The organism is Peribacillus sp. FSL K6-5616 (assembly GCF_038008245.1).
In the GTDB taxonomy this organism is placed as follows: domain Bacteria; phylum Bacillota; class Bacilli; order Bacillales; family DSM-1321; genus Peribacillus; species Peribacillus frigoritolerans.
The window spans coordinates 4,677,148-4,691,763 of the sequence record NZ_JBBOYT010000001.1; the positions used below are offsets into that span (position 1 = coordinate 4,677,148).

At 43.5% G+C, this 14,616-nt stretch carries 12 protein-coding genes and 1 other RNA gene; 2 read left to right on the forward strand and 11 right to left on the reverse strand.

Features of this window, described 5'->3' with window-relative positions:
* Positions 1-53: 53 nt before the first annotated feature.
* From MHB45_RS22755 to MHB45_RS22775, 5 genes are all read right to left on the reverse strand, one after another.
* Positions 54-1,076, reverse strand: a complete 1,023-nt coding sequence (locus tag MHB45_RS22755) for a tripartite tricarboxylate transporter substrate binding protein (RefSeq protein WP_034310025.1) — start codon at positions 1,074-1,076, stop codon at positions 54-56.
* Between the two features lie 321 nt (positions 1,077-1,397).
* Positions 1,398-2,324, reverse strand: a complete 927-nt coding sequence (locus MHB45_RS22760) for an AEC family transporter (protein ID WP_034310023.1) — start codon at positions 2,322-2,324, stop codon at positions 1,398-1,400.
* Positions 2,325-2,472: 148 nt separating this feature from the next.
* Positions 2,473-3,345 carry a LysR family transcriptional regulator gene (locus MHB45_RS22765; RefSeq protein WP_048688088.1) on the reverse strand — a complete coding sequence of 291 codons (873 nt, stop codon included), beginning with the start codon at positions 3,343-3,345 and terminating at the stop codon, positions 2,473-2,475.
* Positions 3,346-3,491: 146 nt separating this feature from the next.
* Complete coding sequence (gene fdhD, locus MHB45_RS22770) at positions 3,492-4,289, reverse strand: formate dehydrogenase accessory sulfurtransferase FdhD (RefSeq protein WP_048688085.1); 798 nt, start codon at positions 4,287-4,289, stop codon at positions 3,492-3,494.
* Positions 4,290-4,343: 54 nt separating this feature from the next.
* Positions 4,344-4,706, reverse strand: a complete 363-nt coding sequence (locus MHB45_RS22775; RefSeq protein ID WP_048688083.1) for a DUF2294 domain-containing protein — start codon at positions 4,704-4,706, stop codon at positions 4,344-4,346.
* A gap of 334 nt (positions 4,707-5,040) precedes the next feature.
* Between MHB45_RS22775 and fdhF the strand changes: the two genes are divergently transcribed.
* Positions 5,041-7,980 carry a formate dehydrogenase subunit alpha gene (gene fdhF, locus MHB45_RS22780; RefSeq protein WP_340908112.1) on the forward strand — a complete coding sequence of 980 codons (2,940 nt, stop codon included), beginning with the start codon at positions 5,041-5,043 and terminating at the stop codon, positions 7,978-7,980.
* 18 nt (positions 7,981-7,998) lie between these two features.
* Positions 7,999-8,475, forward strand: coding sequence for a DUF1641 domain-containing protein (locus MHB45_RS22785; RefSeq protein ID WP_048688078.1), 477 nt, complete (start codon positions 7,999-8,001; stop codon positions 8,473-8,475).
* 262 nt (positions 8,476-8,737) lie between these two features.
* Here MHB45_RS22785 and MHB45_RS22790 read toward each other — a convergent pair whose 3' ends face one another.
* The 6 genes from MHB45_RS22790 to secG all read right to left on the reverse strand — a co-directional run bounded on the left by MHB45_RS22790 (position 8,738) and on the right by secG (position 14,442).
* Positions 8,738-9,712 carry a nuclease-related domain-containing protein gene (locus MHB45_RS22790; protein ID WP_237766576.1) on the reverse strand — a complete coding sequence of 325 codons (975 nt, stop codon included), beginning with the start codon at positions 9,710-9,712 and terminating at the stop codon, positions 8,738-8,740.
* A 201-nt stretch (positions 9,713-9,913) separates the two neighbouring features.
* Positions 9,914-10,275, reverse strand: a transfer-messenger RNA (tmRNA) gene (gene ssrA, locus MHB45_RS22795).
* Between the two features lie 123 nt (positions 10,276-10,398).
* Entirely contained in the window at positions 10,399-10,866 is a 468-nt protein-coding gene (gene smpB, locus MHB45_RS22800; RefSeq protein ID WP_048688075.1) for an SsrA-binding protein SmpB, read from the reverse strand.
* 66 nt (positions 10,867-10,932) lie between these two features.
* Positions 10,933-13,290 carry a ribonuclease R gene (rnr, locus tag MHB45_RS22805; RefSeq protein WP_048688073.1) on the reverse strand — a complete coding sequence of 786 codons (2,358 nt, stop codon included), beginning with the start codon at positions 13,288-13,290 and terminating at the stop codon, positions 10,933-10,935.
* A gap of 30 nt (positions 13,291-13,320) precedes the next feature.
* Positions 13,321-14,067 carry an alpha/beta hydrolase gene (locus tag MHB45_RS22810; protein WP_048688071.1) on the reverse strand — a complete coding sequence of 249 codons (747 nt, stop codon included), beginning with the start codon at positions 14,065-14,067 and terminating at the stop codon, positions 13,321-13,323.
* Positions 14,068-14,208: 141 nt separating this feature from the next.
* Positions 14,209-14,442: a preprotein translocase subunit SecG gene (secG, locus tag MHB45_RS22815; protein WP_034309999.1), complete on the reverse strand. Its 234-nt coding sequence runs from the start codon at positions 14,440-14,442 to the stop codon at positions 14,209-14,211.
* Positions 14,443-14,616: the final 174 nt, after the last annotated feature.

Below are 14,616 nucleotides of genomic sequence, written 5' to 3' on the forward strand. Positions count from 1 at the left end.
ATCCCCCCATTTCAGAAAATAAGAAGAAGGTGAAAGCACCCCCTTCTTCCCGATTATTTTTCCATGCCTAAAGCTTTCAATAATTGCTGCACCTGTTTCTCCTGTTCTACTAAAAACTTGCTGAATTCTTCACTATTTTTATATTCTTGTTCCCATCCCTGCACTTCCACTTCCTTTTTCCATTCAGAAGTTTCAACTAGCTTCTCAATGGTTCCGTCCCAAAAGGTTTTCGCTTCACCAGACATATTCTGAGGTCCAAAAACGCCTCTCCAAATCGTGAATTCAGCATCGACCCCTTGTTCCTTTGCTGTCGGTATGTCTTTAAGATCCCCACCTAAACGTTCATTCGAGGTTACGGCCAACACTCTAATCTTTCCTGCTTTTAAAAATTCCCTGACACTGGATGCATCCGTTCCGATCACATCCGCATTTCCGCCAAGCAATGCCGTAATCGCTTCCCCGCCACCGTCGTAAGAAACGTATTTAAGTTCGGTTGGATTCAAGCCATATTCATAGGCTGGAAGAATGGAAATCAAATGATCCATGGATCCCGGTGCCGATCCCCCTGCAAAGGTCAGCTTACGCGGATCTTTCTTCACCGCTTCAAGCACTGATTTCAAATCCTTGAATTCAGAATCCGCCTTTACCACTATCGCCCCATAATCCTTTGTCAGCTGCGCCAAAGGAGTCGTATTTTTATATCCATAAGGACTGTTGCCTTCTTTTTTAAGGTTATTGATGATGACAGGCGGTGAATTAACGAACAGCATGTCATTATTATCCGCTTGCTGTGTTGCATAATCCGCCATGAAGACAGCGCCCCCGCCGCCGGGTTTGTTTTCTACGGTCAATGGCTGGTTCACCAATTTCGTCTCACCCAAGACCTTTGTAAATGAACGGGCCGTTAAATCCCATCCCCCGCCTGCACCCGAAGGAGCAACGACCGTTATCGCTTTTTTCGGATAACCTGTATCTTCTTTCTTTTCTCCTGATGTCCCCGAACTGCTGCATGCACCTAAACTTAATGCTAACGAACCTGCCAATAGTACCGCTGATATCTTTTTACGAGAAAACATAGTAATCCCCCTTTTGAAAGCGTTTTCTTAATTCTACAAAAATATCTTCGCTTTCAATGATTGCCCAACTAAAATGCATAAATTCCAAAACCTTCATATTGTTCATAAAGTTTTATCGCAGGAAAAGGGGAAAAGACTGCTCCTTCAGAGCAGTCCCAGTTTGCAGACAAAAGGGGTTCTATCTAAATGAAATAAAGTGATTGAGACTCCTGCGGTAAAAGCGTGTCCAAGGGAGACCCCGCAGGCGTAAAGAACGCCGCGGAAAGCGCGGTTCGATTTTACAAATACTTCAAACTGCAGACAAACTTTTGAGCAGCCCTGCTAGAATAGTATTTTTGATAGATACACGACCATCGTTACCGTTATGCTGCTGAATAAAGTCGACATCAAAACCGCCTGTGCCGCATACTCCGGATGGTTGTCATATTCCAAAGCGAATAATGCGCTGTTTCTGGATGTGGGAAATGAGCTTGCGATAAACAACCCTTGGGCGACAGTCCCTTCCAAGCCCAGCATGAGAATGATCAGGAAGGCGATGGATGGTGAGAGTATTAAACGCCCCGCCAAGCTAAGGATAAGCGGAAGCGGGAAATGCGTTATTTTCAAATAGGCACTCTGTGCACCTAATGTAATCAATGCAATGGCTATGAAGGCACTCGCGATATTATCAATCGGGGTCCATAAGAACAGAGGGATTTCGAAAGAAACGGAATGTAATATTAAACCAAGCAATAAAGCATAAATGACGGGGTTCTTCAAGAACTCGCGAATGGCACCCTTCGCACTTTTTGTATGGACGGAAACAGAATTCATCAATCCATAGGTATAGGTCAACAGGTTTTGAAAAATGATCACGATGACTTGGATCGACAGGCCAAGGGGGTTTCCATTAAAAACCATCTGACTGACAGGTAACCCGAAATTGGCCGAGTTATTCAGGACTACACTATTTTTAAACGTGGCCGAAAGACTTTGATCAAACCTGGCTAGTTTTGCTACCACTGTACTCACGATGATGAGACTTACTGCTTGAAGAGCAAGGAAGCTGAATATCTGGACGATCATCCCCCCGCCCAATTTGCTTTGATAGATATTGACAAAGCTAATGGCGGGCATGAGCAGGAAGTGATTCAATTTAGACAGCGTATTCATATCCAACTTGAATTTACGATGCAGAATGGCCCCCGCCCCTATAAGGAAAAAAACCGGTACAATGACATTCAATACGATCAGAAACAGGACACTCACTTGACTTCCTCTCCATTCCTTAGGCAAATTCCTGATGATTTACATCTCCCATCTATCATAATGCCGGGATGACCATAATTAAAATACCAATAAATTATCGTTATCCATTCAAAAAAGGAATGATAAAAAAGCATTTCTGCGCTTCCCGTTAAATATCCCTCATGAAATCGACGCCTTTGACAAATTCGACAAACTCTTTGACCAGTTTTAATTCCAGCGACTTTCCATGATATAACATCCACGTATTCCTGATAAGGGGATTACCTTGCTTGTCCTTAAGGTCCATTTGACGGAGGTTTTGGTCTTTCTCCAATAAAACACTGGGGAGGATGCCATATCCCAGGCCATTCCTGACCATTTCCTTGCATGTATCCCCTTTGTCCACTTCCATACCCACCAAAGGAGGTCCGGAAAAATTGTCTCTCCACCAATTATCGATCATTGTTTTCAAAAGGGCATCTGTCCCATAATCGATCCTCGGCAGGAAAGGCAGGTTCCGGACATCGATTTCTTCCTTGGAAGCAATACAAATGGTTTCCTCAAAAAGATGATGCCTTGATCCTGACCATTGATAGTCCCCCCGAACAATCCCGACATGCACTTCTTCCTTATAAATGAGGTCCAGCACTTCTTTACTCCAGCCAGTTGTCACATGGAAATCCACTTTAGGAAATCGCTCACGAAATATTTTCAGCAGGCCTGGCAACTTATGCAGCGTAATATAGTTGGAAACACCCAGCCGTAATGTTCCACTGATCTCCTGACCCATATTGGATGCTGTCTCTTTTATCTGCCGGAGCCTGATCAGCATCTCATCTGCACAGATGGCCAAATATTCACCTTGAGGGGTGAACTGCACTCCCCTAGTTCCCCGCTCCACAATCTTCAGATTGAATTCCTTCTCCATTTGTTGAATCCGTTTCGTTAAAGAAGGTTGCGAGATATATAAACTTTGCGCCGTTTTAGTAATATTCCTGTGTTCATGCAACACCTTTAAAATATGCCAATCCCTTTCGTTCATAACCCTTCCCCCGATACGAATTCCCTTGAATGTTTTATAAAAACTGTACCATAAATGGCCTGTTGGATATATCCTTTTACAAAGACAAAAAAGCCCAGGCCAAACCGGCAGGACTTTCCGATAAGCATCCTTCCAGCGAAGGATGCTCAGTCATTCAATAGAATTCTTTCAGGACATGTGTAGATATTCAGTGAATCATTGCGAATGAACCCGACCGTCGTGATTCCCAATCCTTCAGCCAACTCCAAAGCCAATTCGGTTGGAGCGGATTTCGAGAGTATCAGTTCACAGCCGATTTTCGCCACTTTCAAGAGAATTTCCGATGAAATCCGGCCGCTGAACACGATAGCCTTCCCTTCCATCGAAATGCCATTTTTCAAGCAATGCCCGTATATTTTGTCCAAGGCATTATGCCTTCCGATGTCCATCCTGCTTAATACGAGGCCATTGGCATCACATAAAGCGGCATTGTGGACTCCGCCCGTGTTCTGGAAGGTGACAGCAGAATTTTGTAAATCCTTCATCAAGCGGAAGCAGTCATCAGGAGTCAGTTTCACCGAAACATCATCCATTTTCTTGGCAGTCAATGCATCATTTACAAAGACGAAACCTTGTCTGCTCATTCCGCAGCATGATGTAATATACCGCTTATTTTGAAAGTCCTGGAAGTAGGGATTCACTTTATCCGTCTTCACATGAACAAAGCCTTCTTTTTCCTGGACCCAGATTTCTTTTATCTCATCATATTTTTTGATGATTCCTTCCGAAGCCAAATAACCAATCACCATATCCTCGATGTATTCAGGTGTACAAACCATCGTGACGAATTCCTGGCCATTTATTTTGACAGTAACGGGATGCTCCGTTACGATCGCATCTTCCGTCCGCTCGATGTTACCTTTGGTTATCCGGATGATGTCCCTCTTGATTTCAATCGCTTTCATGTTCCCACTCCTTTTACTATCCAGGAGCCAATTGACCAATATGTAGGAGCATGGTCAATGCCCGTTGAGTTTGTCCGCTATATTCTTATCAAATACGAATACGGAAATCGCTATATTCTCTTTGATTTTGATGTCCGAAAACAAATGGAGCAGTTTAGCTCCAACCAGATCTTCCATTCCATCAGGAGGACTCTCCGAATACACATCCTGAACCATTTTGGTTCGTGCAGAATGGACCATATCCCTTCCTTCCTCCGATCTTGATATGAACATTTCCGTAGGAGTCAAATTCCCATATAACGTAGAAACGGCCATATTTTCCACGAAAACCGTGTGTATGCGTTCTGGTCCTTTACCGAATAGTTCCTTGCGCAGCTTACGAATCATATCATTGAATTCATGGATAACTTTTGACACCGTTGCGTCACTCCATTTCAAGAAAAATTAAGTTCTCAATTTTCTTATCATAAATCAACGCGAAGAAAAACGAAAGGGATTTGGGAATGATACCCTCTTTCCAGGATTGTTTCTTTTCATAATAAAAGGTATAATATCAATGATGAAAGTTGGGAGCATGATAGTGTACTGTTGTGTCCTATCTTTTTTAAAATTATCCATTATGGTATGGATTGGTATATTGGCAAGCTTTGCTATTAAACTATTCCACCATGACCTACATTTCCGTTCAGAGACGGAGGTGTAATCATGGTGGTTTTTTTGCGTCTTTTTGGCTATAAAAGGGGGAAATATAATGAGCGTTTCAAACATCACCATCACAATCAACGGGAAGGCTTATACCGCTAATGAAGGTGCGACAATACTGGAGGTCATCAACCAAAATGAGATGGCTCACCCACAGATTTGTTATGTTCCCGAGGTGGATCCGATCCAAACATGCGACACATGCATCGTCGAAGTTAATGGGAAACTCGTCCGGTCATGTTCGACAAAAGCAGTGAGCGGCATGGATATAGCCTTGGACTCAAGCAAGGCAAAAGAAGCCCAAACCGAGGCCATGGACCGGATACTGGAAAACCATTCTTTATACTGTACTGTATGTGATAATAATAACGGAAATTGCAAACTACATAACACAGCAGAATTAATGGAAATTGAACACCAAAAATATCCTTATACACCGAAAGTGGAATTGGGTGCCGTCGATATGTCCCATCCATTTTACCGCTATGATGCCAATCAATGCATCGCATGCGGGCAATGTGTTGAAGTGTGCCAAAACCTTCAGGTCAACGAGACGCTGTCCATCGACTGGGAAGCAGAACGCCCTCGGGTAATCTGGGATGAAGGAACGGAAATCAATAACTCATCTTGTGTAGGCTGTGGACAGTGTGTAACGATTTGTCCATGTAATGCATTAATGGAAAAATCGATGCTTGGCGAAGCTGGTTTCATGTCAGGCTTGAAAAACGATATGCTGGAACCAATGATAGACCTTGTCAAAGAAGTGGAGCCTGGATACAGCGGGATTTTTGCCATTTCGGAGATTGAAGCGGCAATGCGAGAGACACGGACAAAGAAGACAAAAACGGTCTGTACGTTCTGTGGGGTTGGATGCACATTCGAAGTCTGGACAAAAGGCCGTAAAATCCTTAAAGTCCAACCTACTCATGAAGCACCCGTCAATGCGATATCCACATGTGTCAAAGGGAAATTCGGTTGGGACTTCGTAAACTCGGAAGAACGTTTGACAAAGCCCCTGATTCGGAAAAACGGAAGATTCGTTGAATCAAGCTGGGATGAAGCACTTGATTTGGTTGCGTCCAGACTGGCTTCGATCAAACAGCAATACGGCGGAAATTCAGTAGGCTTCATTTCCTCATCCAAGATTACGAATGAAGAAAACTATGTCATTCAAAAACTGGCACGGCAAATGTTCGAAACGAATAACGTCGACAACTGCTCGCGTTACTGTCAATCTCCGGCAACAGACGGACTGTTCCGTACAGTTGGCATGGGCGGAGATGCTGGTACGATCAAGGATATCGCCGCAGCAGGACTTGTCATCATCGTTGGTGCCAACCCGGCAGAAGGCCATCCCGTACTGGCGACTCGCGTTAAACGGGCACATAAGCTTCACGGACAAAAACTGATTGTAGCTGACATCCGTAAAAACGAAATGGCCGAACGTTCCGACATCCATATCAGCCCAAAACAAGGAACGGATCAAGTTTGGTTGATGGCGGTTACAAAATATATGATCGATCACGGCTGGCATGATCAAGAATTCATCAATGAAAATGTTAACTTCTTCGACGATTATAAAGAAGTACTTGAAAAATATACCCTGGAATATGCAGAAACACACTCAGGCATTTCAAGAGAAACATTGATCCAAATAGCTGAGACCATTCGCGATGCAGACGGAACATGCATTCTTTGGGGAATGGGCGTTACACAAAACACCGGTGCTTCCGATACTTCGGCGGCAATTTCCAACCTGCTATTGGCTACGGGTAACTACCGTCGTCCAGGAGCGGGAGCCTATCCGCTTCGCGGCCATAACAATGTACAGGGCGCTTGCGATATGGGTACACTTCCAACATGGCTTCCAGGATATCAGCATGTTACCGATGACGTGGCACGTGCTAAATTCGAAAAAGCTTATGGAGTGAAAATCGATGGCCAACCAGGCTTGAACAATATTGAAATGCTTAAAGCGATAGAAAAAGGCGACATGAAGGCGATGTATCTTGTAGGTGAAGATATGGCACTTGTTGACGCGGATGCCAACCATGTTGATAAAGTGTTATCCGGATTGGACTTCTTTGTTGTCCAGGATATTTTCCTTTCAAGGACAGCCCAATATGCCGACGTGGTATTGCCCGGAGCTCCATCTCTTGAAAAAGACGGAACGTTCACCAATACGGAGCGCCGTGTACAGCGATTATATAAAGCCCTTCCCACTATGGGAGATTCTAAAGCGGACTGGGAAATCACCCAAGAGATCGCCAACCGCTTAGGTGCGAATTGGAACTACTCTCACCCTAGTGAAATCTATGACGAAATGGCAAGCCTGTCACCGATATTCAGCCAAGCGAATTACGAAGTGCTGGAAGGATGGAACAGCTTCCTCTGGGGGAGCCATGATGGATCAAGCACGCCGCTTCTTTATGTGGATGGCTTCAACTTCCCTGATAAAAAAGCGCGCTTTGCACTGGCTGACTGGGTGGAACCTCATAAATTCCCGGAAGAATATGACCTTCATATCAATAATGGACGCATGCTGGAGCATTTCCATGAAGGCAATATGACGAACAAATCCAATGGAATCCAATCGAAAGTACCTGATATTTTCGTCGAGGTTTCACCAGAACTTGCCAAAGAACGCAAAGTCAGTGATGGCGGACTCGTTCGCTTAGTGTCTCCATTCGGGGCCGTTAAGTTAAAAGCATTGATCACAGACCGTGTTAAAAATAATGAGCTATTTTTACCGATGAACTCCGTCGATAAAGACTCTGCCATTAACTTCCTGACCGGTCCCATCTATGATCGCCGTACAAGCACGCCTGCTTACAAACAGACGATGGTCCGCATGGAAGTATTAAGCGCAAACGGAGACATTCCATTACCGGGTACCAATCCACGGAACAAAAAACGTCATCCTCAAAATGGTGTCGAGGTTGAACGTAAATGGGCCCGTCCAGGGTATGTTCACTTAACGGATAAATAAACAAGGAGGGTGAAGATCATGGCAGCTCCTATAACGGAAATCCATAATTCCATTACTGAGGAAGAAATAAAGCTACAAAAACTGGAAGAACTGAAAACGCTGATCACCGATAATGAAGATGCCTTGAACAATATGTTTAAAATCGTCAATGAACTGAATGACTCGGGAGTATTCGAAGCCGCGACCTCCATGCTTCAAGGAAAAGAACAAATTGCTAAAATCGCACTTCAACAAATCACAAGGCAACCTGTAACAAACCTGATCAATACCCTTATGGGTGCAACAGGAGCCTTGATGAACGCCGATGCTGCACAATCCACGAAACTGCTGAACAGTGCACTTGCAGGAATCGATGAAGGAAACAAATTCCTTCAGGCCGAAAAGAAGATCGGCGTTCTGGAATTAATGAAAACATTGAATGATCCAGACATAAACCGGGCAATCGGCTTTGGCGTTCACTTTCTCAAGGGAATGGGCAGGGAATTAAAAGAATAGAAACGGAACAAAGACTCAAGAGAAGCTTCTTTTGAGTCTTTTTTTATCATAGGGCTTAGTTGCTGCAAAACTGCTGAACGCGCAGCGTTGCATTGGAGTGGATATTTAATGAATCAAGAAGAGAAAATTAAGAAATTAGGCTACGAATTGTTTTTATTGAAGCATGCATTTTTTAAATTACATGATAATATGGCCCCGAATTTAAAGTCTAGGTATTATGAGTTATTATCACATGGCTTTACAGAGCAAGATCACCCAGAAATCACTCATCAAAATACAGGCTGTACACCCTCCCCTTATTCGCACCACTGCTTGTCAGATTCAATGATTGCAAGATCCTCGTTGCACTGGATGAAGAGGAAATGTTTAAAAAGTTCCTCAACTGCCGATTCGTTATGGTCGAGCCTAATAGATAATAATAATCTCGTAAAGCCGGGATATGTGCTTTTTTACTGGAGAGTTGGCATTGATTGCAAAGCCATGTGCCATGCCTTCTAAATAATTTATTGCCCTTACAATTCTCACAAATCACTCCTTTAATTAGGTCCTTTTCGGTAAGATTGTATCGTTCCAGAATAGAAAAGTCCGCATCGATGTGGTGATTATTCATTACGCGAATTGCTTTCTTCAAATTTTTCTCACTAAAACTGGATTCTGTTATGGAATGCTCCATTTGATTAATTTTAGCGGGAAGTGCATCGCGATGGATAACTTTATAGTGGAGTTCATGGTTTTCAAGAGCTGTACGGATGATTGTTTGGGGATTACTGATGACAATCAATGAAAGGATGGGCAGTGAGGGAAAACCGTTTTTCAAGAACCAATTGGTCAATTGTGATTCCTGTCGGCTGACTTGTGTGACGGGATCTGGAAAGGCCGTTTCTTTTCCTTCTATCGTTCGAATGAGCTGATTGAAATGCGGATCAAAATAGATCGACCCTGCAATGTTCTTCACTTCAATGATAAGCGCATATTTCTTGGAGATTAATAAGGTATCCAGTTGAAAAAATCGGGATTGATCCTGAAGCCTTAAATCGTGGAAGATGAAATAGCTTTTCGGTTCAAGAAAGCTTAATGGAAAATCAATGGAACATTCCCCTTTATAGCCCGCTTCCCTTTTTTTGAGATCGTTCATGATTATGGGAACTTTAGGGTGATTCGGAGGAAGCCTGCACGCTAATGCACGTAATTTGCGGACGGCAAGAGGAACTTTTCGTTTTTTTACAATCAATTTCATCGCTCCAATCCTATTTTCTTCAAAAGGATTCTACAGCAAATGATGGAAATTGTACAGTTTATCTGCGAAATCGGGAATATATCTTCGAAATTGGAGATATATCAACGAAAAATCCTGATATATCTGCGAATTATACGATTTATCGATTTTTCGACAAAAACGACGAAAAAAAAACAAATAAAAAACCACCAATATATGTATTGGTGGAGACGGTGGGAGTCGAACCCACGTCCAGACATAACGGCACTTAAGCTTCTACGAGTGTAGTCGATATATTCGCATTTCGCGAACTCATTAGCCTATCGACAGGCGGCAGAGCAGCTAGTCTGATTGGTCTCTTCCTTCATCCTCAGACGGTGGATTCCGGCGTATCCCACTTAGAGTGAGTCCCTTACCCTACCACGTGGGCCATGGAGGGAGGAACAGCTATCGACTGTTATTAAGCAGCGAAAGCTAGGTTGTTGTTTTGTTTGCCAGTTATAGGCGTTGACGTTTTAACGAGGCCGATCCCCTCGACTCGCAACTTAAGCTCGAACTATCCCTGTCGAATCCGTAACGTCCCCATGATATAAATGGAGCGTACGAGAGAAGAATAGTCAGCAAGTTGGCTGATATTCAATTGTCATCGGTACAGGATTAATTATAACAGATTGGTTCAAAAAATCAATTGTAAGGTCTTGGCAGTTCTACATCTTCTGACGTTCACGGAAAGCACGTTCAATATCACGCTTCGCTTCCTTCTTCTTCAGGTCATCACGCTTGTCATATTGTTTCTTCCCTTTACCCAGTCCGATTAAAACTTTGGCAAAGCCATTCTTTAAATACATTTTCAACGGGACAATGGTGTAACCTGTTTCCTTTGTCACACCGATCAGTTTACTGATTTCTTTTTTATGCAAAAGAAGTTTCCGTGTCCGCAACGGGTCATGGTTAAACTGGTTTCCCTGCTCATAAGGGCTGACGTGCATATTATGAAGATAAATTTCGCCATTTTCTATTTTAGCGAAGGCATCCTTCAAATTCACTCGGGCCGCACGGATTGCTTTGATTTCGGTCCCTTTTAAAACGATTCCCGCTTCAAACGTTTGTTCAATAAAGAAATCATGATATGCTTTTTTATTTTGTGCTAGTTGTTTACCTGAGCCTTTTGGCATCTAACTCTCCCCTTTTACATCCAATCGCGGCAAGAGGATGAAAGAATCATCCCCCCGCCTCAATCTTTATCTCTTTTTAGGTTTTCTCTTGCGCTTGGCAGCTGGCGCATTTTCAAAGAATTTTTTCTTCTTTTTCGGTTTTCTTCCAGTAGAAGGCGAATCCCCATTACGGCCGCCGCCTTTTCCTTCATTACGTCCTCCATTGCCGCCTCGGCCGCGTTTGCGTTCACCTGAATTGGCTTTGAATATTTTCTTCTCGCCGGATGGACGCGGACGGCTTACCTTCATGCCGATAATTTCAAAATCGATGGCGCGTTCCTCTTTATTGACGTTGGAAACACGAACGTCGATTTCATCGCCAATCCGGAATACATTACCGGTACGTTCCCCGATCATTGCTAGCTGACGCTCATCGAAGCGATAATAATCATCCGTCATGAAGCTGACATGGACAAGTCCTTCAATCGTGTTCGGCAACTCGACGAACATCCCGAAATTCGTGACTGAACCAATGATCCCGGTATATTCTTCGCCGATTTTATCCAGCATGTATTCCGCTTTTTTCAGATCATCCGTTTCCCGCTCGGCATCGACTGAGCGACGTTCACGTTTCGATGTATGATCGGCAATCTCAGGTAAATTGGCATTCCATTTCTCCTTCGTAGCTTCATCCATTTTACCTTCCACCAAGTAGGTCCTGATCAACCTGTGCACGATCAAATCCGGGTAACGGCGAATCGGCGATGTGAAATGTGTATAAAACTCAGCAGATAAACCAAAGTGGCCTAAGCTCTCCGGATCATATTTCGCCTGTTGCATGGAACGAAGCATGACGGTGGATATGACCGTTTCTTCCGGTTTACCGGCAACCGCCTCAATGATTTCCTGTAACGCCTTAGGATGGACGTCATTGGCCGATCCCCTTACAATGTATCCGAAGTTCGTAATGAATTCAAAGAAACGCTGCAGTTTTTCCGGCTTGGGATCTTCATGAATACGATAAATGAACGGCACGTCAAGACGGTGGAAATGCTCAGCAACGGTTTCATTAGCAGCAAGCATGAACTCTTCAATCAGCTTTTCCGCAACCGACCTTTCACGTAAAACCACATCAGTCGGATGGCCCTCTTCATCAACGATTACTCTCGCTTCATTGAAATCAAAGTCGATCGCACCGCGGTTCATCCGGTTCTTGCGAAGGATGGCCGCTAGCTTTTCCATGTCCTGGAACATCGGCACCAACGCTTCATAGCGTTCAAGCTGTTCTTCATCTTTATCGACAAGGATTTTGTTCACATTGCCATATGTCATACGTTCCGTCGTTTTAATGACACTTTCAAAAATATCATGGTTGACGACTTTGCCATCCGGCGTGATTTCCATTTCACATGAGAGTGTAAAACGATCGACTTGTGGGTTCAAGGAACAAATGCCATTCGATAAACGATGCGGGATCATCGGGATGACCCTGTCCACCAAATACACGCTCGTCCCTCTTTCCAGGGCTTCCTTATCGATTGGAGAGCCTTCCTTCACGTAATGACTGACATCAGCAATATGAACGCCCAGCTTGTAATTGCCATTTTCAAGCTTGGAAACAGTGACGGCATCATCCAGATCCTTTGCATCCGCTCCATCAATCGTGACCAAAACATCATTACGCAAGTCCCTGCGGTTGCCAATTTCACTTTCCTGAATGGTATCGGAAACGGCATTGGCCTGCTCCATGACGTCATCCGGGAACTCCATCGGCAAACCATACTTATGGATCACGGAAAGAATATCCACACCAGGATCATTTTTATGGCCAAGAATCTCAATGACTTCACCTTCGGCACTTATGCGTCCTTCAGGATAAGATGTAAGCTTGACGACAACCTTATGTCCCTCTACCGCTCCATGTGAAGCATGCTGTGGAATGAAGATATCGTTTGCGATCTTTTTATCATCAGGGATGACGAAACCAAAACTTTTACTTTCGGAGTATGTACCGACCACTTGTGTAATTCCGCGTTCAAGTATTCTGATGACCGTGCCTTCTTGCCTTGAGCCCGATGTTTCCGAAGATACCCGTACCATGACGACATCTCCATGCATAGCTGTGCCCGTTTCATTTGGCGGAATGAAAATATCATCCATTCCCGGGTTGTCTTCAGGTGTGACAAAGGCAAACCCCTTTGCGTGCCCCGTTAATTTACCGCGGAACAAATTCATTTTTTGCGGCAGGCCGTAACGATTGCTCCTCGTTCTGACCACCAATCCCTTTTCTTCCATCTTTACTAAAGCCTTAACGAAATTCTTGAAATCTGCCGAGTCTTCGATTTTCAAAGCCTCTTCCAGTTCTTGTACCGTTAACGGCTTATACGCTTCATCCGTCATGTATGTCAGAAGCTTATTAATATGTTCTTGAATGTTATCTTCCATGAAAACCCTCCTATTCAGGGTATATTTTTGTTATTCGGACCAATCCAGACTTTCTAAAAATTCCAATACATCTTCATGCAGCTCGTCTTTTTCTTTATCAAGGGTTATGACATGACCGGATTCTTCATACCACTTGATTTTTTTGACCGGTGATTCAATGGAATCAATAATAATATCGGCACTTTTTGGATTGATAACATCATCATGCCGGCCCTGCACGACAAATGTCGGAGCGTAAATAAGATCGACGTGCTCCCGTACATCCGTTATCAATTCCTGAAGGGCTTTCAATGTATTCATCGGTTTATCGGCAAGGAGGTCCATTTCAAGCTCTATTTGCTCTTGAGTTTTTCCTTCATACTTCTTAAATTCTCTGGCGTACTCCAATACTCCTTTAAACATCATTTCTTCACTTTTGATATACATAGGCGCACACATTGATACGATACCCTTTATAGGTACAGTGTAACCTAATTTAAGAGAAAATACGCCTCCTAATGAGAGTCCGGCAACAGCAATTTCTTCATGGCCTTTGCTTTTCAGGAAATCGTAGCCCATCATGACATCTTTCCACCAATCTTCCGGACCTGTTTTCACCAGCTCCTCTGGGGGAACGCCATGCCCTTCATAGTGCGGGGCATGGCAGGTGTACCCCTGTTTCTCCAAGTAACGGCCCAGCATCCGTACATCCGCTGAATTCCCCGTGAATCCATGTAAAAGTAAGACAGCCCTTTTTCCGCCTTCAAAAGTAAAGGGCTGCTGCAGCTTGATTTTCATGACCTTAAACTCCTTTATCAGTAAATAGAATTTTTAAAAATCCCTATCCTATAATTAAGTACTAAAATCACTATATCTATTCATGCAACTATTGTGCAAAGAAAAAAGCCTAGCTATTTAGCTAGACTCATTTTTGATCCATTACACATCAAAGTATGCAACAAGTAAAGTTAAAGCAAAGAATAGAATCGCCAATACTATTGTCGCACGATGTAAAACCAGGTCCAAACCGCGTGCCTTTTGCTTTCCGAATAACTGCTCAGCACCGCCGGCAATCGCACCTGATAAACCTGCACTCTTACCTGATTGAAGCAATACCGTCACAATGAGGGCTATACTGACAATCACTAAAAGCGTTATGAGAAATGCATGCATGCAATTACACCTCCTGAAGAACCAATAAACAATTACTTTAACTTTACCACACCCAATAAATATCCACAATCTTTGTTATACTATGATGGTAAGAATTCCTAAAAACCCATAGTCATTTATTTCTTTTTGAATCAAAGTTTGAGATAATTTGCATAAATAGAGAAAGAGGTGTCA